The sequence below is a fragment of the Streptomyces venetus genome (genome assembly GCF_039540295.1).
GTDB lineage: Bacteria > Actinomycetota > Actinomycetes > Streptomycetales > Streptomycetaceae > Streptomyces > Streptomyces venetus.
Window position 1 is genome coordinate 291,790 of record NZ_BAABET010000002.1, and the last position, 20,483, is coordinate 312,272.

Annotated in this window: 11 protein-coding genes; 4 read left to right on the forward strand and 7 right to left on the reverse strand. The window is 72.2% G+C overall.

Features of this window, described 5'->3' with window-relative positions; all coding sequences use genetic code 11:
- Positions 1-85 precede the first annotated feature (85 nt).
- Positions 86-2,338: an ATP-dependent DNA helicase UvrD2 gene (locus ABEA82_RS06240; protein ID WP_425588488.1), complete on the reverse strand. Its 2,253-nt coding sequence runs from the start codon at positions 2,336-2,338 to the stop codon at positions 86-88.
- A gap of 160 nt (positions 2,339-2,498) precedes the next feature.
- Here ABEA82_RS06240 and ABEA82_RS06245 point away from each other — a divergent pair, with 160 nt between their 5' ends.
- Complete coding sequence (locus tag ABEA82_RS06245; RefSeq protein ID WP_003992805.1) at positions 2,499-2,741, forward strand: mycoredoxin; 243 nt, start codon at positions 2,499-2,501, stop codon at positions 2,739-2,741.
- Positions 2,742-2,844: 103 nt separating this feature from the next.
- On the opposite strand, the gene nudC is transcribed toward ABEA82_RS06245, so the two are convergent.
- From nudC to ABEA82_RS06270, 5 genes are all read right to left on the reverse strand, one after another.
- Complete coding sequence (gene nudC, locus ABEA82_RS06250) at positions 2,845-3,789, reverse strand: NAD(+) diphosphatase (RefSeq protein WP_345660359.1); 945 nt, start codon at positions 3,787-3,789, stop codon at positions 2,845-2,847.
- Between the two features lie 153 nt (positions 3,790-3,942).
- Positions 3,943-5,346 (reverse strand): dipeptidase, encoded by a 1,404-nt coding sequence (locus ABEA82_RS06255; RefSeq protein WP_345660360.1) that lies wholly within the window; start codon positions 5,344-5,346, stop codon positions 3,943-3,945.
- Positions 5,347-5,356: 10 nt separating this feature from the next.
- Positions 5,357-8,926, reverse strand: coding sequence for an ATP-dependent helicase (locus tag ABEA82_RS06260; RefSeq protein WP_345660361.1), 3,570 nt, complete (start codon positions 8,924-8,926; stop codon positions 5,357-5,359).
- A 91-nt stretch (positions 8,927-9,017) separates the two neighbouring features.
- Positions 9,018-12,332 carry an ATP-dependent helicase gene (locus ABEA82_RS06265; protein ID WP_345660362.1) on the reverse strand — a complete coding sequence of 1,105 codons (3,315 nt, stop codon included), beginning with the start codon at positions 12,330-12,332 and terminating at the stop codon, positions 9,018-9,020.
- Positions 12,333-12,598: 266 nt separating this feature from the next.
- Entirely contained in the window at positions 12,599-12,985 is a 387-nt protein-coding gene (locus tag ABEA82_RS06270; RefSeq protein WP_345660363.1) for an MGMT family protein, read from the reverse strand.
- A gap of 186 nt (positions 12,986-13,171) precedes the next feature.
- Here ABEA82_RS06270 and ABEA82_RS06275 point away from each other — a divergent pair, with 186 nt between their 5' ends.
- The 3 genes from ABEA82_RS06275 to ABEA82_RS06285 all read left to right on the forward strand — a co-directional run bounded on the left by ABEA82_RS06275 (position 13,172) and on the right by ABEA82_RS06285 (position 19,193).
- A complete protein-coding gene (locus tag ABEA82_RS06275) occupies positions 13,172-15,916 on the forward strand; it encodes a lysylphosphatidylglycerol synthase domain-containing protein (protein ID WP_345660364.1) in 2,745 nt (914 codons plus the stop codon).
- 122 nt (positions 15,917-16,038) lie between these two features.
- Positions 16,039-17,586, forward strand: a complete 1,548-nt coding sequence (locus ABEA82_RS06280) for an alpha/beta hydrolase (RefSeq protein ID WP_345660365.1) — start codon at positions 16,039-16,041, stop codon at positions 17,584-17,586.
- 137 nt (positions 17,587-17,723) lie between these two features.
- Positions 17,724-19,193 (forward strand): alpha/beta hydrolase, encoded by a 1,470-nt coding sequence (locus ABEA82_RS06285; protein ID WP_345660366.1) that lies wholly within the window; start codon positions 17,724-17,726, stop codon positions 19,191-19,193.
- A gap of 71 nt (positions 19,194-19,264) precedes the next feature.
- On the opposite strand, the gene moeZ is transcribed toward ABEA82_RS06285, so the two are convergent.
- Positions 19,265-20,443 (reverse strand): adenylyltransferase/sulfurtransferase MoeZ, encoded by a 1,179-nt coding sequence (moeZ, locus tag ABEA82_RS06290; protein ID WP_345660367.1) that lies wholly within the window; start codon positions 20,441-20,443, stop codon positions 19,265-19,267.
- Between the last annotated feature and the right edge of the window lie 40 nt (positions 20,444-20,483).

The window sequence follows — 20,483 nt, forward strand, 5'->3', positions numbered from 1 at the left end:
CCTCCGAGAAGGCCGCTGTTCTCGTGCCTAAGAACCTATGGGGATTGCTGGGGCATGCGCAAACTATTTTTTCGACGAGTTCGTGTCAGACCTGACCCGTGTCGCCTCCGCCGTACTGGCCTGCGCAGATGGCCAGCACGTCGGCTCCGTAGCGGGTGAGCTTGCGCATGCCGACGCCCGGGATGCGCGCCAGCTCGTGCTCGTCGTCGGGAGAGGTCTCGGCGATCGCCATCAGGGTCCTGTCGGTGAAGACGCAGAAGGCGGGCTGGCCGCTGCGTCGTGCCTGGTCGGCGCGCCAGTCGCGCAACTGCTCGTAGAGTCCCTCGTTCATGTCGGAGGGGCAGTCGTCGCACCGCATCAGCTTCATCTCGCCGGCGTCCGTCAGGGTGCGGCCGCACACCCGGCAGCGGGCCGGGGTTCGCTGGACCCGCCTCGGGGCGGAACCCCTGGTTCCGGGGATTCCGCGCTCGATACCGCCCGCGCCTCCGGCGCTGGTACGGCCGGTGGTGGCGGTCGAGCCGGGGCGCAGCCCGTCGAGGAAGCGGCTGGGGCGGCGGTTGGCGCGGCCGCCGGGCGAGCGGGAGAGGGCCCAGGAGAGGTGGAGGTGCTCCCGCGCGCGGGTGACGCCGACGTACAGCAGGCGGCGCTCCTCCTCGATCTGTTCGTCGGTCTTGGCATAGGTGATCGGCATCATGCCCTCGGCGACGCCGACCAGGAAGACGACGTCCCACTCCAGGCCCTTGGCCGAGTGCAGGGACGCCAGGGTGACGCCCTGCACGGTCGGGGCGTGCTGGGCGCCCGCCCGTTCGTCGAGCTCGGCGACGAGGTCGGCGAGGGTGGCGCCGGGTTTGGCGGCGGCGAAGTCCTGGGCGAGGTTCACCAGGGCCGCCAGGGACTCCCAGCGTTCCCGCACGGCGCCGGAGCCGGCCGGTGGCTGCGGCGTCCAGCCCTCCCCCGACAGCACGGCGCGTACCTGGGAGGGCAGGTCGACGACATCGTCGAGGAGGGAGTCGTTGCCACCGAAGCGAGCGGCGCCGCGCAGGGCGACGCCCGCCTTGCGCACCTCGGGCCGGTCGAAGAACCGCTCGGCGCCGCGCAACTGGTAGGGCACCCCGGCGTCGGCGAGGGCCTGTTCGTAGGTCTCGGACTGCGCGTTCGTACGGAACAGGATGGCGATCTCGGCGGCCGGGACGCCCGAGTCGATGAGTTCGCGGATGCGGCGGGCCGCGCCCTCCGCCTCGGCGGGCTCGTCGGTGTACTCGGTGTAGAGCGGCTCGGGCCCGGGAGCGCGCTGGGAGACGAGCTCCAGACGGTGGTCGGCGGCGCGGCCCCGGGCCTGGGCGAGCAGGCCGTTGGCGAGATGGACGACCTGGGGGGTGGAGCGGTAGTCGCGGACCAGTTTGACGACGGTGGCGCCGGGGTGGCGGGTGCGGAAGTCGAGCAGGTGGTCCGGGGTGGCTCCCGTGAAGGAGTAGATGGTCTGGCTGGCGTCGCCGACCACGCAGAGGCTGTCCCGCTCGCCCAGCCAGAGTTCCAGCAGTCGCTGCTGGAGGGGGCTGACGTCCTGGTACTCGTCGACCACGAAGTGCTGGTACTGCGCGCGCACCTGCTCGGCGATGTCCTGCCGGTCCTGGAGGACCGCCACGGTCAGCAGCAGCACGTCCTCGAAGTCGATGACGGAGCGCTCGCGCTTGACGTCCTCGTAGGCGGCGTAGAGCTGGGCGATCTCGGCGGGGTCGCGAGGGGCCTCACGGCCGGCCTTGAGGGCGGCGGGGGCGTAGTCGGAGGGGACGGTCTGGGTGACCTTGGACCACTCGATCTCGGCGGTGACGTCCCGCAGCTCGCCCCGGTCGAGCCGGATGCGGCAGGCGGCGGCCGCGTCGGCGACGAGCTGGATCTTGCGGTCCACCAGCCGGGGCAGGGAGCCACCGATCGCTTTCGGCCAGAAGTACTGCAGCTGGCGCAGGGCCGCCGAGTGGAACGTACGTGCCTGGACACCGGAGGCGCCGAGCTGGCGCAGCCGGCCGCGCATCTCTCCGGCCGCGCGGTTGGTGAAGGTGACGGCGAGCACACTGGACGGGTGGAGGATGCCGGCGCGCACTCCGTAGGCGATGCGGTGGGTGATCGCCCGGGTCTTGCCCGTGCCCGCGCCCGCCAGGACGCACACCGGACCGTGCAGGGCCGTGGCCACCTCGCGCTGCTCGGGGTCGAGCCCCTCGAGCACCGCGTCGGCGGAGTCCGGTACCTGCGGGAACAGGGTGGAGTGCGTTGCTGCTGTCACACAGCCATGCTGCCAGGTCGCCGGAGACGGCTGTGCCGGTTGTCCACAGGCAGGCACCGATAGTCGTACTCATGCGGCAGGCGGCACGTGCGTCACATGCGATCTGATGCGGCAGGCGTCACGGCGGTGCGGCGCGGGTCCGGGAATGGTGGACCTTTCACATACGTTCCACCGAGGCGACCAACCGTCCCCGAGCCGTTGAAGGAGCACCAGAGACATGCTGGGCACTGTGACGATGTACAGCACCACGTGGTGCGGCTACTGCCGCCGGCTGAAGAGCCAGATGGACCGCGAGGGCATCGCGTACACCGAGATCAACATCGAGCAGGACCCGGAGTCCGCCGCGTTCGTGGAGAAGGCGAATGGCGGAAACCAGACGGTGCCCACCGTTCTGTTCCCGGACGGCTCCACCCTCACCAACCCGTCGCTGGCTCAGGTGAAGCAGAAGATCGGCGCGTAGTCGCCCCACGGTTGTGCGGGGAAGGCGGTTCCTGAGACAGCTCGGGAACCGCCTTCTCGTCGGGCGTGTGCCGACGGGTGCCGACGTGCGTGCTCGATCGCCGTCAGGCGACGCTCCTCGTCGGGAGCGGCTTGCCGTACCAGAGCTCGATCAGGCGGGCCGCGATCGAGATGCCGTAGGGCGGGAGCACCTCGCCGGACTCGAAGGCGGCCCGCAGTTCGTCGCGGGAGAACCAGCGGGCCTCGTGGATCTCGTCGCCGTCGACCTCGATCTCGGTCGAGGTGGCGCGGGCCAGGAAGCCCAGCATGAGGCTGGACGGGAAGGGCCAGGGCTGGCTGGCGACGTATTCCACCTGGCCGACGGTGATGCCGACCTCCTCGTGGACCTCACGGCGCACCGACTGCTCGATGGCCTCGCCCGGCTCGACGAAACCGGCGAGCGTCGAGAAACGGCCCTCGGGCCAGTGGACCTGGCGGCCGAGCAGGAGGCGGTCGTCCTCGTCGGTGACGGCCATGATCACGGCGGGGTCCGTGCGCGGGTAGTGCTCCGCGCCGCAGGCCTGGCAGCGGCGGATGTGGCCGGCCGCGGCGATGACGGTGCGCTCGCCGCAGCGGGAGCAGAAGCGGTGCGTGCGCTGCCAGTTCTCCAGGCCGACCGCGTGCACCATCAGGCCCACGTCTCGGGCCGACAGCAGCAGGCCCGCCTCGCGCAGACCGGCCGGGCGCGCGGACTGGTCCATGCGCCCGGGCAGGGAGTCCTTCTGGAGGGCGAAGTAGCTGACGCCGTCCTCGTCGTTGCCGAGGAAGTAGCGGTGCGCCTCGGTGAGAGGGGCCTCGAAGGAGGGCGTCATGACGAGTTCGGTGCGCCCGTCCGCCGTCTCGTCGATGAGGACCTGGCCGCCGGAGACCACGAAGCAGCGCGTGCTGGGGTGGCTCCACGCCGCCGCGAGCCAGGCCTCGTCGAGCCGGTGGTGCGCGGCCCGGTCGATGCCGCTCGGGGCGGTGAGCGAGATGGGTCGGTCGGCGTTGGGGTCGGTCCAGGTGGTCACGGGTGCTTCCAACTCCCCGGTGGAACGGTCGGGTTCGGCGGGCTGATCAGCGGGACGTACGGCGAGAGGCGGCCGGGGGCGGCGTTCGGGAGATACGGGATGGCCCTTTCAGTGTGCCCCGCACGCGCTGCCGGTCCGGACCGCGCGGAACGCTCAGGGCGCATGACGCCAGTGCTCGGCGAGATCACCCCACAGATACGCCGTGGTCTCGACGCCCTTGAGAAGCAGATCGAGTTCGACTTTCTCGTTCGGCGCGTGCCAGCCGTCGGACGGGACGGAGATGCCGAGGAAGAGCACCGGGGCGCCGAGGACGTCCTGGAGGTCCGCGGCCGGTCCGGAGCCGCCCTCGCGGGTGAACCGGACCGGTTTCTCGAAGGCCCGGCCCATGGCGCGGGCGACCGACTTCAGGGCCGGGTGGTCCAGCGGCGTCAGACACGGGCGGGTGGCCCCGGTGAACGTGATCTCACAGCGGATCCCGGCGGGCACCTGCTGCTCCGCCCAGGCGCGTACGGCCTTCTCCACGTGGTCGGGGTCCTGGCCCGCCACCAGCCGGAAGGACAGCTTCACCATGGCGGAGGACGGCACGATCGTCTTGCTGCCGGGGCCCTGGTAGCCGCCGCCGATGCCGTTGACCTCCGCGGTGGGGCGGGCCCAGACGCGCTCCAGGGTGGTGTACCCGGCCTCTCCCCGGGTGGCGTGCGACTTGGCCGCGCGCAGCCACTGTCCCTCGTCGAAGGGCAGTTCGGCGAAGAGTTCGCGCTCCCGGTCGCTGAGTTCGATCACACCGTCGTAGAAGCCGGGTATCGCCACGCGCGCGTGCTCGTCGTGCAGGGCGGCGACGAGGCGGGCGACGGCCGTCGCCGGGTTGGGCACCGCGCCGCCGAAGGAGCCGGAGTGGATGTCCTGGTCGGGGCCGTACAGCCGGATCTCGCACTCGGCGAGACCACGCATGCCGGTGCAGACCGTGGGGGTGTCCTCGGACCACATGCCGGTGTCGGAGACGATCACGGCGTCGGCGGCCAGCCGCTCGGCGTGCCGCTCGACCAGCGCCCGGAAGTGCGGCGAGCCGGACTCCTCCTCGCCCTCGATCAGCAGCTTCAGGTGCACGGCCGGGGTGGTGCGGCCGGTGGCGGCGAGGTGGGCGCGGACGCCGAGGGTGTGGAAGAGGACCTGGCCCTTGTCGTCGGCCGCCCCGCGCGCGTGGAGACGGTTTCCTCGGACGACCGGCTCGAAGGGCTCGCTGTCCCAGCCGTCCTCCCGGGCGGCGGGCTGCACGTCGTGGTGGCCGTAGACCAGGACCGTCGGCGCCTGCGGGTCGTCGGAGGGCCACTCGGCGAAGACGGCGGGCGCGCCCGGGGTCTGCCAGACCTCGGCCGTCGGGAACCCGGTCTTCTTCAACTGGGCGGCGAGCCAGTCGGCGCTGCGTCGTACGTCGGCGGCGTGGTCCGGCTGGGCCGACACCGACGGGATGCGCAGCCACTCGGCGAGGTCGTCGAGGAAGGCGGCGCGATGCTGCTCGATGTACGTACGGACGGCGCTGTCCGGGGTCTGGCTCATGGTCACGAGCCTATCGGCCCGCCCCGACGTCCTCGGAGTGCGGTTCCTCACCGGCCTCCACGGCGGACGGCTCGTCGAGCAGCAGCCGTTCCAGGGCGGCACGGTCCGGCAGCTCGTCCGGGCGCACGACCTCCCCGCCGCGCACGTACAGGAACGCGGCCGTGACCGACTCCGGGGGGACGCCCTGCTGCTCGGCCCAGGCGAGGCGGTAGACGGCCAGCTGGAGCGGGTCCGCGGTGCGGGAGCGGTTGGTCTTCCAGTCGACGATCTCGTACGTCGCCTCCTCCCCGTCGCCTTCCTTGTAGACGGCGTCGATGCGACCCCGTACGACGCGGCCCGCGATCGCGAGCTGGAAGGGGGCTTCCACCCGGTAGGGCGTGCGGTGCGCGTATTCGGTGCGCTCGAAGGCGTCCTTGAGGGCTTCCAGGTCCTGCTCGTCGGCGATCTCGGCTTCGCTGCCGGGCAGCTCCTCCGGCTCCAGCATGGGCAGCGTGAGCTCTTCGAAGCGGGCCTCGACCCAGGCGTGGAAGCGGGTACCGCGGCGTGCGGCGGGCTGGGGCGGGCGGGGCATGGGACGGGCCAGCTCCTGCGCGAGACCGTCCGGGTCCTCGGCCAGGCGCAGCAGCTGGGACGCCGTGAGCGTCACCGGGAGGTGGACTTCGGTGACGTTGTCGCGGGCGCGCAGGAGCTCGCCGGTGAGGGCGTCGAGGTCCCGGTCCCAGGAGGCGACGGTGCGGGTTTCCTCGGGGGTGAGGGGCGGCCTGCGGTGCCGGGGTGGGTCCGGGAGCTCCGGCGGCCCCGCCTGGTGGGGAACTGTGGGGCCTGCCGCCGGCCGTGCGTCCCCGTGGGCCGGGTCTTCCGCGAGGCGGTCTTCGTAGAACGGGTCCGGTTCGTCGTACGGACCCGGTCCGTCGAGCGAGCCCGGTCCGGCAAGCGAGCCCGGTCCGTCGTCGGGGCCCTCGTAGAACGGGTCCGGTTCGTCGTACGGAGGCTCGTCGTCCTCGGGGGGCGGGGGCCACTCCGGGTCGTCGAAGGCGTCCGGGTCGTGCACGGCCGAGGGAGGCCCGTCCTGCTGGGACGCGAGGTCCTCCAGGTGGGCCAGGACGGTCTCGGCCGCCGCGCGGCGCCGGGCCAGGGCCGCCTCGTCCAGGGGCAGGGGCCACACCTGATCGGCGGTGGCCTGGTGCAGGGCCGGGTTCTCCTCGTCCTCGGCGGGTTCGTCCGCCCAGGCCTCGATCTCGCCGTACCCGGCCGCGCAGTGGTCGTGCAGCGCCTGGAGGAACGCCGACGGGCCGCGGCGCTTCTTCTGGGTGGGCCCCCACCAGTGGCCGGACCCCAGGAGCAGGGAGCGGGGGCGGGTGAAGGTGACGTAGCCGAGGCGCAGTTCCTCGGTGTGCTGGTGGTCCTTCATCGCCTCGTGGAAGTCCTTCAGGCCCCTGGGGTCCCAGGACGCGACGTCGGGCAGCGTGTCGGCGTCGCCGCGCAGTTCGTGCGGCAGGACCTTGCCCTGGGAGGTCCACTTCTCACGGCCCTGGCTGCTGGGGAAGGTGCCGGTGACCAGGCCGGGGACGACCACGACGTCCCACTCCAGGCCCTTGGACTTGTGGGCCGTGAGCACCTTGACGGTGTTCTCGCCGCCGGGCAGGGCGTTGTCGAGGCCCTTCTCGTACTGGGCGGCGGTGCGCAGGAAGCCGAGGAAGGCGAGCAGGGTGGCCTCGTTGTCCCCGGCCGCGAAGGAGGCGGCGACGTCGAGGAAGTTGGACAGGGTCTCGCGGCGGCGGGCGGCCAGGGCGTGCGGGGACGCCGACAGCTCCACCTCCAGGCCGGTCACGGCGAGGACGCGGTGCAGGACGTCCATCAGCGGGTCGGCCAGGGAGCGGCGCAGTTCGCGCAGCTCGGTGGCGAGGCGGGCGAAGCGCACGCGCGCGTCGGGCGAGAAGGGCAGGCCGTCGTCGTCCCCGTGGCCGTCCAGCGGCGTCTCCAGGAACGTGTCGAGGGCGTCCGCGAGCGAGATCACCTCGGCCGGGTCGACCCCTTCGACGGCCTCGGCGAGCCGGCGGTCCGGGTCGTCCTCGCCCGCCACGCGCGCGCGGGCCACGAGGCGCCGGGCCCGCCGCCCCAGCAGGGCGAGGTCGCGCGGACCGATGCGCCAGCGCGGGCCGGTCAGCAGCCGCACCAGGGAGGCGTTGGCGCCGGGGTCCTGAAGGACCTCGCAGACGGCGACGAGGTCGGCGATCTCGGGCAGGTGCAGCAGCCCGGACAGGCCGACCACCTCCACCGGGAGGTCCCGGGCCACCAGGGCGCCCTGGATCTCGGCGAAGTCCGTCGCCGTACGGCACAGGACGGCGATCTCGCCGGGAGCCGTCCCGGTCCGCACGAGGTGGGCCACGGAGTCCGCGGCCCAGTCGATCTCCTCGGCGTGGGTGCGCAGCAGGGCGCAGCGCACGATGCCGTCGCGTTCGGCGCCGGGGGCCGGGCGGAGGGCCTCCACGCCCGCGTGCAGCGCGCGCAGGGGCTCCGCGAGGCCGTTGGCGAGGTCGAGGAGGCGGCCGCCGCTGCGGCGGTTCTCGCTGAGCGCCTGGCGGGTCGCGGGGCGGCCGTCGGCGTGGGCGAAGTGCTCGGGGAAGTCGTCGAGGTTGGCGACGGAGGCGCCGCGCCAGCCGTAGATCGCCTGGCAGGGGTCGCCGACGGCGGTGACCGGGTGCCCGGTGCCCTCGCCGAACAGGCCTGCCAGGAGGACGCGTTGGGCGACCGACGTGTCCTGGTACTCGTCGAGCAGGACCACCCTGAACTCGTCGCGCAGGATGTGGCCCACTTCGGGGAGTCGGGCGAGCTGGGCCGACAGGGCGATCTGGTCGCCGAAGTCGAGCAGATCCCGTTCGCGCTTGGCGGCACGGTAGCGGGTCACCAGCTCGGCGAGCGCGCGGCGGGCGGCGGCCGCGTCGGGGACCTTGCGCAGGTCGGCGTTGGTGAGCTTGGCGCCGCGCAGGGTCAGCAGCAGTTCGGCGTCGTACGCGCGCAGCGCCTCCGGGCGTACGAGGTGTTCGGCGAGTTCGGCGTCGAGGGCGAGGAGATCGCCGACGAGGTCCGGGAAGGAGCGGGTGAGGGCCGGGTAGGGCCCGGGAGCCTCCCGCAGGACGCGCGCGGCGAGCTGGAAGCGGGTCGCGTCGGCGAGCAGCCGGGAGGTGGGCTCGAGACCGATGCGCAGGCCGTGGTCGGTGAGCAGGCGGCCCGCGAAGGCGTGGTACGTGGAGATCACCGGCTCGCCCGGCGGGTTGTCCGGGTCGATGGCGTCCGGGTCGGTCACGCCGGCCTTCACCAGCGCCTTGCGGACGCGCTCGGCGAGTTCGGCGGCGGCCTTGTTGGTGAAGGTGAGGCCGAGGACCTGCTCGGGGGCGACCTGGCCGGTGCCGACCAGCCACACCACGCGTGCCGCCATCACCGTCGTCTTGCCCGAACCGGCACCGGCGACGATCACCTGCGGGGCGGGCGGCGCGGTGATGCAGGCCGTCTGCTCCGGGGTGAACGGGATACCGAGGAGTTCCTTGAGCTGTTCGGGGTCGGTGATACGGGCTGGCACGTCGAAGAGGCTAGTCGCGGCCACTGACAGTGGTGACCGGATCGGCTTCCGGGGCGGAAGAAGCGCAGGTCAGCACAGGTGGTGCGATACCTCACTCCACGACGTGGCGGCCCTCCTGCCGCGCGCTGCACGAGGCCCGGAAGGCGCAGTGCGTGCAGTGCTGCCCGGCGGTCGGCGTGAACCGCTCGTCGAGAACCTTGCCGGCGGCGGTGGCCAGCAGGTCGCCGACCCACTCCCCCGAAAGCGGCTCCTGGGCCTGCACCTTGGGGAGGGTCTCGCCGCCGTCGCGCTTCGCCGCGCCCTGCCGGAGGTGGACGAGTTCGGCGCCGCCCGGCTCGGGGCGCACCCCGTCGAAGGCGTCGTCGACGGCGCCCTCGCGGACGGCCAGCTGGTAGACGGCGAGCTGCGGGTGGCGCTCCACCTCCTTGCCGGTGGGCGCCTGCTTGCCGGTCTTGAAGTCGACCACGTAGGCGCGGCCGTCGCCGTCCGCCTCGACGCGGTCCATCTGACCGCGGATGCGCACCTGGTAGTCGCCCGCGTCGAGGGTGACGTCGAAGTCGTGCTCGCTGGCGACCGGGGTGCGTCCGGTGCGGTCCATGACATGCCACTGCAGGAACCGTTCGAGCGCCACGCGCGCGTTGTCCTTCTCCTGCTCCGACTTCCAGGGTGCGTCGAAGGCGAGGGCGTTCCACACCGAGTCGAGGCGCTCCATGAGGACGGAGAGGTCGGCCGGGGTGTGCCCGGAGGCGACCTCGTCGGCGAGGACGTGCACGACGTTGCCGAAGCCCTGGGCGGCGGTCGCGGGCGCGTCGGCCTTCACCTCGCGGCCCAGGAACCACTGGAGGGCACAGGTGTTGGCGAGCTGGTCGAGGGCGCTGCCGGAGAGCACGACGGGCTGGTCGCGGTTGCGCAGCGGCACCTTGGACTCGGTGGGCTCGAACATGCCCCACCAACGGTAGGGGTGCGCGGACGGCACCAGGGGGCGGCCGTCCTCGTCGGCGAGGGCGGCGAGCCGGGCGAGGCGACGGGCGGCGGCCTCCCGGAGGGCGTCGGAGACACGCGGGTCGACCGTGGTGGCACGCAGTTCGGCGACGAGCGCCGCGACGGACAGCGGGCGGCGGGGGCGTCCCGTGACGTCCCTGGGTTCGACGCCGAGTTCGGTCAGGAAGCGGGAGGGCTGGTCGCCGTCGTCCGCGGGGGCCTTGACCGCGGTGACGACGAGACGTTCACGCGCGCGCGTGGCGGCCACGTAGAACAGGCGGCGCTCCTCGGCGAGCAGCGCGCCGGGGGTGAGGGGTTCGGCGAGTCCGTCGCGGCCGATGCGGTCGGCCTCCAGGAGGGAGCCGCGGCGCCGCAGGTCCGGCCAGAGGCCCTCCTGGACGCCCGCGACGACGACCAGGCGCCATTCCAGGCCCTTGGAGCGGTGTGCGGTCATCAGGCGGACGGCGCCGGGGCGTACGGCACGCCGGGTGAGGGTGTCGGCGGCGATGTCCTCGGCCTCGATCTCCTCCAGGAAGTTGAGGGTGCCCCGGCCGCCGGTGCGCTCTTCGGCACGGGCCGCCGTCGCGAACAGCGCGCAGACGGCGTCCAGGTCGCGGTCCGCGTTGCGTCCGGCCGCGCCGCCCCGGCGGACGGCCCGCTCCAGCCGGGCGGGCCACGGTGTGCCCTCCCACAGGTCCCACAGCGCCTCTTCGGCCGTGCCGCCGCCCGCCAGGCGCTCACGGGCCTTGCGCAGCAGCGCGCCGAGGCGCTGGGCGCCGCGCGCGTACGTGGGGTCGTGGACGGCGAGGCGCTCGGGCTCGGCGAGTGCCCGTGCGAGCAGTACGTCGGAGGGCGGCGGCAGCGGGTCGCCGGCGGCCCGCTCCTCGTCCCGCAGGGCCCTGCCGAGGCGACGCAGGTCGGCGGCGTCCATGCCGGCGAGGGGTGAGGTGAGGAGGGTGAGGGCGGTCTCGGTGCCGAGCCAGGAGGTCGCCCCGGGCTCGCCGGACGCCTCCGTGCCGCCGGCCCCCGAGGCCTCCGCCGCCGCCACCGCGCGCAGCGCCGTCAGCAACGGTGCCACCGCCGGTTCGTGGCGCAGCGGTACGTCGTCGCCGTCCACCTCCACGGGTACGCCGGCCGCCGTGAGGGCGCGGCGCACCGTCGGGATCGTGCGGGAACCGGCGCGTACCAGGACGGCCATCTCGCTCCAGGGGACGCCGTCCTCCAGGTGGGCCCTGCGGAGGATGTCGGCGATGTTGTCCAGTTCCGTGCCGGACGTCGGGTACGTGTACGCCTCGACCCGGCCGCCGTCCCGGACGGGCGCGAGTTCGCGGTGGGCGCGCACCTTCTCGGCGGGCAGCCGGGTCAGCGGCATGCGCTGGGTCAGCAGGCGGGTGGCGGCCAGCAGGGCGGCGCCGGAGCGGCGGGACGTGCGCAGCACCTTGACGGGGGCCGGGCGGCCGTCCGCGCGCGGGAAGGCGTGCGGGAAGTCGAGGATGCCGTTCACGTCCGCCCCGCGGAACGTGTAGATCGACTGGTCGGGGTCACCGAAGGCGACGAGCGTGCGGCCCCCGTCGGCCAGGGCGTGCAGCAGCCGCACCTGGGCGGGATCGGTGTCCTGGTACTCGTCGACGTAGACGGCGTCGTACCGGGCGGCGAGCCATGCGGCGGTCTCGGGCCGGCGGGCGAGGAGCACCGCGCGGTGGACGAGTTCCGCGTAGTCGAGCACGCCCTGGAGGTCGAGCACGTCGAGGTACTCGGCGAGGAAGGCTGCGGCGGCGCGCCAGTCGGGGCGTCCCGTGCGGCGGGCGAAGTCGTCCAGGGCGTCGGGGCCGAGGCCGAGTTCACGGGTGCGGGCGAGGACCGCGCGGACCTCGTCGGCGAACCCGCGCGTGGTCAGGCAGGCGCGCAGCTCGTCCGGCCAGCGCACGTTGGCGAGCCCGAGCCGCTCCAGATCGACCTGCCCGGCGAGCAGCTCCCTCACCGAGACGTCCTGCTCGGGGCCGGACAGCAGCCGCATCGGTTCCACGAACAGGTCGCTGTCCTGGTGCGCGCGGACCAGGGCGTAGCAGAACGAGTGGAAGGTGGTCGCCTGAGGAGCGCGGGCGGCACCGGTGCGCAGGGCCATGCGGTCGCGCAGTTCGACGGCCGCCCTGCGGCTGAAGGTGAGGACCAGGACGCGCTCGGGGTCCCCGCCGCGGGCGATGCGCTCGGTCACGGACTCGACGAGCGTGGTGGTCTTTCCGGTGCCGGGACCTGCGAGGACGAGCAGCGGTCCGGTGGTGTGGTCAACCACGGAGCGCTGCGAGGCGTCCAGAAGAGGGGGATCCACTCGGGCAGGAGGGGTACGTACCAGTCGGTAAGCGCCACGGCTCCCCCGCCGCACCCGGGGGTGCGACAGGCCGCTGGTGGAGGAAGAGGAGCTCACGTGGTTCGCCGGTCCTGGTGGAAGTGCTGGTTGGCGGGCCACCGCGCGTTGCGGGCGGTGACCGCGGGGTGACGGGGACGTGTGCGGCCGACGCTACGCCGACGGGTGAGGCGGAAGCAGGGCTTCCCCTTCTTCCCGCCGGTCACTCGCGGCACTCACGGCACTCACGCCCCTCGTCTCACGAACGTACGTCATGCCGCCCCCGTGCCCCGATTCCCCCGTCCGGATCACGGGTCACACGAGGGGGCGCCCGATGCCGGAAGCTGTCAGGTGTGACCCTCCGCGCGTTCACCGCCGTCCCAACGCGCCCGTCTCATGTCGAGGCGGGGCAGATGGCCCTCGGCGGCCCGGCTCGCCTGCTTCAGGGGCGTGCCCTCCTCGCGGTAGTGGCCGAGCGCCCGCTGTTCGTGCCCCGGGAGCAGGACGCCGTCCGCGCGGACGACGCGCCACCACGGAACGGCTCCCCCGTAGAGGGCCATGACGCGGCCGACCTGCCGTGGACCGCCCTCCTCCAGCCACTCGGCGACGTCCCCGTATGTCATGACGCGACCCGGCGGGATCAGTTCGGCCACATCCAGGACCCGCTCGGCGTACGCGGGCAGCGCCTGCGCGCGCTCGTCCTCGTACCGGCCCCCAGGGCTCTGCTCACTCATCCGTCCCATCCTGCCCCACCCCACCGACAACGGGCCGCGTGCGATCCGGAGCGTTCGCCTCGCCCGGCGGCGGTACGTCGGGCAGACTGTCCGCCCCCGCATGTGCACCCTGATGCCCCCGTGTGTCGGTGCGGCATGCCACCATCGTGCGGGCGGTGACCGGTGATACGAGACCAAGAAGAGACCATGAAGCAGCAGGGTGCGCACCCGGACGACACGGAGGGCACCTCTGACGCTGCGTCGCGCCCGGACACGCCGGACGACGGCCCGAAGGCGGGCGGGAAGCAGGCCCGGCCGGTCTCCGGAGAACCGGACATCGCGCACATCGACGAGGTGGAGGGCGACGAACCGCTGCTCCCCGCGCGCGTGCACCGCCCGTCCGATCTGATGCGGCTGCTGGTGGGCGTGCTCGCCGTCGCGGTGCTGATCGGGATCGCCGCGTTCGCGCACGGCACCACCTCGGGCCTCGAACAGGACATCAACAAGGGCACCGGGCAGGCACCCGACCTGCTCATCAAGATCGCGGGACTGGCCTCCAGCATCGCGATCCTGCTGGTGCCGGTGGCCTTCGCGATCGAGCGGCTGATCAAACGGGACGGGCTGCGGATCGCCGACGGCGTGCTCGCGGCGGTCCTCGCACACGGCGTGACCCTCGCCACCGATCTGTGGGTGGCCCGGGCCGCCCCCGACTCGATCCAGGAGGCGCTCACCCAGCCCTCCCCCGGCGACATCCACGCGCTGACCGACCCCGTGCACGGCTATCTGGCGCCGGTCATCGCGTACATGACGGCCGTCGGCATGTCCCGCAGACCCCGATGGCGCGCCGTGCTGTGGGTCGTGCTGCTCCTCGACGCCTTCTCGATGCTCGTCACCGGGTACACGACACCGTTCTCGATCATCCTGACCGTGCTGATCGGCTGGACCGTGGCCTACGGCACGCTGTACGCGGTCGGCTCGCCCAACGTCCGGCCCACGGGGCAGACCCTGATGGCGGGCCTGCGGACCGTCGGCTTCCGTCCGGTCAGCGCGTCCCGCGAGGACACCTCGGACAACCCGGACACCGGCGACCGGGGCCGCCGCTACTTCGTCACGCTGGAGGACGGCCCGCCGCTGGACGTGACGGTCGTCGACCGGGAGCAGCAGGCCCAGGGCTTCTTCTACCGTGCCTGGCGCAATCTGACCCTGCGCGGCTTCGCCACCCGCAGCAGCCTCCAGTCGCTGCGGCAGGCCCTGGAGCAGGAGGCACTGCTGGCGTACGCGGCCATCGCGGCCGGCGCCAACGCGCCCAAGCTGATCGCCACCTCGGAACTCGGCCCCGACGCGGTGATGCTCGTCTACGAGCACAGCGGCGGGCGCACCCTCGACTCGCTGCCGGACGAGGAGATCACCGACGACCTGCTGCGCGACACCTGGCACCAGGTGGAGGCCCTCCAGTCCCGGCGTATCGCGCACCGCAGGCTGGTGGGAGACGCGATCCTGGTGGATCGTTCCGGCACGGTGATCCTCACCGACCTGCGCGTCGGCGAGATCGCGGCCGGCGACCTGCTGCTGCGCATGGACATCTCCCAGCTGCTGGTGACCCTGGGCCTGCGGGTGGGTGCCGAGCGGGCTGTCGCCTCGGCCGTGGAGGTGCTCGGGCCCGACGCGGTGGCGGACTGTCTGCCGATGCTCCAGCCCATCGCGCTCAGCCGCTCCACGCGCGCGACGCTGCGCAGACTGGCCCGGGAGCGGGCGCAGCGCGAGCGCGAGGCGGTCCTGGAGGCGTCCCGGCAGGCCAAGCAGGCCCGCCTGGAGGAGGCCTCGGAGGACGACACCGCACAGCTCGCGGACAAGGCCGACAAGAAGCCCGACAAGAAGGCCGTACGGGCGGAGCAGCGGGCCGAGAAGCGGGCCATCGACGAGGCCCTGGAGGAGGCGCGCGAGGAGGATCTGCTCACGCAGATCCGGCACCAGGTGCTGCGGATCAGGCCGCAGGCACCGGTCGAACCAGCCCGGCTCGAGCGGGTCAGGCCGCGCACCCTGATCAGTTTCATCGCCGGTGCGATCGGCGCGTACTTCCTGCTGACGCAGCTCACGCACATCGAGTTCGGACCGCTCATCTCGAACGCCGACTGGGGCTGGGTCGCCGCGGCCGTGCTGTTCTCCATGGGCAGCTATGTGGCGGCGGCGATGGCGCTGCTGGGCTTCGTGCCCGAGCGGGTGCCGTTCCTGCGGACCGTGGCGGCGCAGGTCGCCGGATCGTTCGTCAAGATCGTCGCGCCGGCCGCGGTGGGCGGTGTCGCCCTCAACACGCGCTTCCTCCAGCGCGCGGGAGTGCGGCCGGGGCTCGCGGTGGCGAGTGTCGGCGCGTCACAGCTGTTCGGGCTCGGCTGCCACATCCTGATGCTGCTGTCCTTCGGCTATCTGACCGGAACCGAGAAGACGCCGTCGCTGTCGCCGTCCCGGACGGTCATCGCCGGTCTGCTGACGGTGGCGGTGCTCGTACTCGTGGTGACCTCGGTGCCGTTCCTGCGGAAGTTCGTCGTCACGCGCGTGAGGTCGCTGTTCGCGGGGGTCGTGCCGCGCATGCTGGACGTGCTCCAGCGGCCGCAGAAGCTGGTCACCGGCATCGGCGGCATGCTGCTGCTGACCGCCTGCTTCGTGATGTGCCTGGACGCGTCGATCCGCGCGTTCGGCGACGAGTCCACCTCGATCAGCATCGCCAGCGTCGCCGTCGTCTTCCTCGCGGGCAACGCGCTGGGATCCGCGGCCCCGACACCGGGTGGCGTGGGCGCAGTCGAGGCGACGCTGACGGTCGGTCTGATCGCCGTCGGGCTTCCGAAGGAGGTCGCGGCGCCGGCCGTCCTGCTGTTCCGGCTGCTGACCCTGTGGATCCCGGTGCTGCCGGGCTGGCTGGCCTTCAACCATCTGACCCGCAAGCAGGCCCTCTGACGGAGCCGGCCCCTCGGCCGGCGACCAGAGGCATCAACAGGCCTTTTGGCAACATCAGCCCCTCTTACCTCGTACGGCACGCGTCCCGCGCGTCCGGCTCCGTACCGCCGCAGGATGGAACCATGCCACGCCTCCTCCGGCTGCGCGCCGCCGCTCTGACCGCCACAGCCGTGCTGCTGTCCGCCGTGCTGGGGGGCTGCGGTGACGACGGCGCCAAGAACGAGGACCTCACACAGCAGCAGCTGAGCTGGAAGGCCTGCCCGGCCCCGGACGAGGCCCAGGGGGGAGGCCCCGCCCCCTCGCCCCTGCCGAAGGGCGGCGAGTGGCAGTGCGCCACCATGAAGGCGCCCCTCGACTGGAACGACCCCAAGGGCGACACGATCGACCTCGAGCTGATCCGGGCCAGGACCAGCGGCAGCGAGAGCGAGCGCATCGGCTCGCTGATCTTCAACTTCGGCGGCCCCGGCTCCTCGGGCGTCGCCGGCCTCCCCAGCTTCGGGGAGGACTTCGAGACCCTGCGCACCCGCTACGACCTGGTCAGCTTCGACCCGCGGGGCGTCGGCCGCAGCGCCCCTGTGTTCTGCGAGAACGACCAGCAGCTCGACGCGTACTTCCAGCAGGACGCCACACCGGACGACGCCTCCGAACGCACCGAGTTCGTCGACAACACCGAGGACTTCAACCAGGCGTGCGAGCAGAACTCCGAGAAGAAGCTGCCGCACGTGCGTACAACCGACGCTGCCCGCGACATGGATCTGATGCGTCAGGTCCTCGGCGACAACAGGCTGCACTATTTCGGCTTCTCCTACGGCACCGAACTCGGCGGCGTCTACGCCCACTTGTTCCCCAAGCGGGTCGGCCGCGCCGTGTTCGACGCCGTCGTGGACCCCACCCAGAACCCCGAACAGAGCTCGCTCGGGCAGGCCGAGGGTTTCCAGCTCGCGCTCGACAACTTCGCCGAGGACTGCGTGTCGAAGACCGAGAAGTGCCCCATCGGCGACAGCGCGCAGGACGTGAAGAACCGTATCGCCGCACTGTTGAACAACCTCGACAGCAAGCCGATCCCGGGCGTCTTCCCCCGCGAACTGACCCAGAGCGCGGCGACGAGCGGCATCCTGCAAGCGCTGTACTCGCAGGACCTGTGGGAGACCCTCACCGAGGGCCTGAAGCAGGCGTACGACGGTGACGGCAGCATCCTGATGCTGCTGTCCGACTCGATGAACGGGCGCAGCAAGAACGGCGAGTACGACAACTCGGTCGCCGCCTTCACCGCCGTCAGCTGCGCGGACGCCAAACCGCGCTACGACACCGCCTACGTACAGCGGAAGCTGCCCGAATTCCGGGCCGCGTCCCCCCTGTTCGGCGACTCCTTGGCGTGGGGCATGATCGGCTGCACCGACTGGGCCGTGCCGGGTGCCGCCGACCATCCGGACGTGAGCGCGCCGGGGTCGGCGCCGATCCTGGTCGTCGGCAACACCGGCGACCCGGCCACCCCGTACGAGGGCGCGCGGAAGATGGCGGACGCGCTCGGCAAGGGTGTCGGTGTCGAGCTCACGTACCGGGGGCAGGGGCACGGCGCCTACGACAGCAAGAACACGTGCGTACAAGGCGCGGTGAACGGCTATCTGCTGGACGGAAAGGTGCCGCCGGCGGGGACGGTCTGCACCTGAGCGAAGCCACTGTCCCGACAAACGCGCAGGTCAGAGAGTTATCCACAGCCCGCAACGGCCGAGGCTTGCGTCTGCCTACCATGGCCTGACCGCCATCCGCGGCACGGTGCGGACGGCCTGCGAGGGGGGATGGGCCCATGTCGCGTTTTCCACGGTGGACCGCTCTGGCGGTCGCCTCGGCACTGCTGGCCGCGGGGTGCGGCGGTGATTCCTCCGACGACAAGAGCGGTGGACTCTCCTGGGGCCGCTGCGAGGCCACCTCCGACGCCCCGGCGCCGGGCAGCGACTGGCAGTGCGCGACGCTGAAGGTGCCGCTGGACTGGTCCGAACCGAACGGCGAGACGATAGGGCTGGGGCTGATCCGCGCCAAGGCCCGCGGCGACCACCGGGCCGGCTCACTCCTGTTCAACTTCGGCGGCCCCGGCGCCTCGGGCGTGTCCATGATGCCGTCGTACGCCCCGACCGTCTCCAAGCTCCGCGAGCGGTACGACCTGGTGAGCTGGGACCCGCGTGGGGTGGGCGCGAGCGAGGGGGTGCGCTGCCGCGACGACAAGGAGATCCAGGCGGCCGAGTCGGTGGACACCACCCCGGACACACCCGCCGAGGAGAAGGCGTACTTCGAGGACGCCACCGCCTTCGGCAAGGGCTGCCAGAAGGACGCCGGGAAGCTGATGGCGCACGTCTCGACCGCCGACTCGGCCCGCGACATGGACCGCATCCGAAAGGCCCTCGGCGACGACAGGATGCACTACTTCGGCATCTCCTACGGCACGGAACTCGGCGGCACGTATGCCCACCTGTTCCCGAAGAAGGTGGGCCGGATGACGCTGGACGCGGTCGTCGACCCGGGGGCCGACACCGTGGGCCATGCCCGTAACCAGGCCAGGGGCTTCCAGCGCGCCCTGAACGGCTACTTGAAGTCCACGGGCCAGGACCCGGCGGAGGGCACGCGGAGGATCACGGACCTGCTGCGGCGGATCGACACCCGGCCCCTGCCGACCGCCACACCCGGGCGGAAGCTGACGCAGTCCCTCGCGGTCACCGGCATCATCCTGCCGCTGTACAGCAAGGACAGCTGGCCGACACTGACCAGTGCCCTCGACACGGCGGAGCGGGGGGACGGCTCGGAGCTGCTGGCCCTCGCCGACCGCTACAACGAACGCGACGCGTCGGGGCAGTACGGCACGACGACCCACGCCCAGCGGGTCATATCGTGCCTGGACGACAGGCAGCGGCCGACCGCGGCGGAGACGAAGAAGCTGCTGCCGGAGTTCGAGAAGATCTCCCCGGTCTTCGGCAGGTACCTCGGCTGGGACACGGCCGGCTGGTGCCACGGCTGGCCGGTGCCCGGGCAGCACGACAACCCGCAGGTGAGCGCCCCGGGTGCGGCACCGGTCCTGGTCGTCGGCAACACGGGCGACCCGGCCACCCCGTACGAGGGTGCGCGGAGGATGGCCGACGAGCTGGGCAAGGGCGTCGGTGTGATGCTCACCTGGCGGGGCGAGGGGCACGGCGCGTACGGCAGTGGCAGCGACTGTGTCGACTCCACGGTGGACGCCTACCTGCTGGACGGCTCGGTCCCGAAGGACGGCAAGGTCTGCTCATGACGGCGACGGGGGCTCCGGGCACCCGTGGTGCGCGAAGCCCCCGCCGCTCGGAGGGGAAGGCCGGATCCGGCTCAGTAGACCGGCTTGTCCGGCTCGATCTGGTTGACCCAGCCGATCACACCGCCACCGACGTGGACCGCGTCCGAGAAGCCCGCGGACTTCAGCACCGCGAGGACTTCCGCACTGCGGACACCTGTCTTGCAGTGCAGGACGATCTTCTTGTCCTGCGGGAGGCTCTCCAGGGCGGTGCCCATGAGGAACTCGTTCTTCGGGATCAGCCGGGCGCCCGGGATGGAGACGATCTCGTACTCGTTGGGCTCGCGGACATCGATGATGTCGATGCTCTCGCCGTCGTCGATCCACTCCTTGAGCTGCTTGGGAGTGATCGTGGAGTCGGCGGCCGCCGCCTGGGCCTCCTCGGAGACGACGCCGCAGAAGGCCTCGTAGTCGATGAGCTCGGTGACGGTCGGGTTCTCGCCGCAGACCGCGCAGTCCGGGTCCTTGCGGACCTTGACCTGGCGGTACTGCATCTCCAGGGCGTCGTAGATCATCAGTCGGCCGACCAGCGGGTCGCCGATGCCGGCGAGCAGCTTGATGGCCTCGTTGACCTGGATGGAGCCGATGGACGCGCACAGCACGCCCAGCACGCCGCCCTCGGCGCAGGAGGGGACCATGCCGGGGGGCGGGGGCTCCGGGTACAGGCACCGGTAGCACGGGCCGTGCTCGGACCAGAAGACGGAGGCCTGGCCGTCGAAGCGGTAGATCGAGCCCCAGACGTACGGCTTGTTCAGCAGCACGCAGGCGTCGTTGACCAGGTAGCGGGTCGCGAAGTTGTCCGTGCCGTCGACGATCAGGTCGTACTGGCTGAAGATGTCCATCACGTTGTCGGCCTCGAGCCGCTCCTCGTGAAGGATCACGTTCACGTACGGGTTGATGCCCTTGACGCTGTCGCGGGCGGACTCGGCCTTGGGGCGGCCGATGTCGGACTGGCTGTGGATGATCTGGCGCTGCAGGTTCGACTCGTCGACCTCGTCGAACTCCACGATGCCGAGGGTGCCGACGCCCGCGGCGGCCAGGTACATCAGCGCCGGCGAGCCCAGGCCGCCGGCGCCCACACACAGCACCTTGGCGTTCTTCAGCCGCTTCTGCCCGTCCATCCCGACATCGGGGATGATCAGGTGGCGGGAGTACCTGCGGACCTCGTCTACGGTGAGCTCGGAAGCCGGCTCGACCAGGGGTGGCAGCGACACGGGGACTCCGTTGGTCGGTCAATCACTACGGTTGTTCTCC

Coding starts and splice junctions, on each gene's coding strand:
- ABEA82_RS06245 (WP_003992805.1), top strand. CDS start 2,499: ATGCTGGGCACTGTGACGATGTACAGCACCACGTGGTGCGGCTACTGC.
- ABEA82_RS06255 (WP_345660360.1), bottom strand. CDS start 5,346: ATGAGCCAGACCCCGGACAGCGCCGTCCGTACGTACATCGAGCAGCAT.
- ABEA82_RS06270 (WP_345660363.1), bottom strand. CDS start 12,985: ATGAGTGAGCAGAGCCCTGGGGGCCGGTACGAGGACGAGCGCGCGCAG.
- ABEA82_RS06275 (WP_345660364.1), top strand. CDS start 13,172: ATGAAGCAGCAGGGTGCGCACCCGGACGACACGGAGGGCACCTCTGAC.
- ABEA82_RS06280 (WP_345660365.1), top strand. CDS start 16,039: ATGCCACGCCTCCTCCGGCTGCGCGCCGCCGCTCTGACCGCCACAGCC.
- ABEA82_RS06285 (WP_345660366.1), top strand. CDS start 17,724: ATGTCGCGTTTTCCACGGTGGACCGCTCTGGCGGTCGCCTCGGCACTG.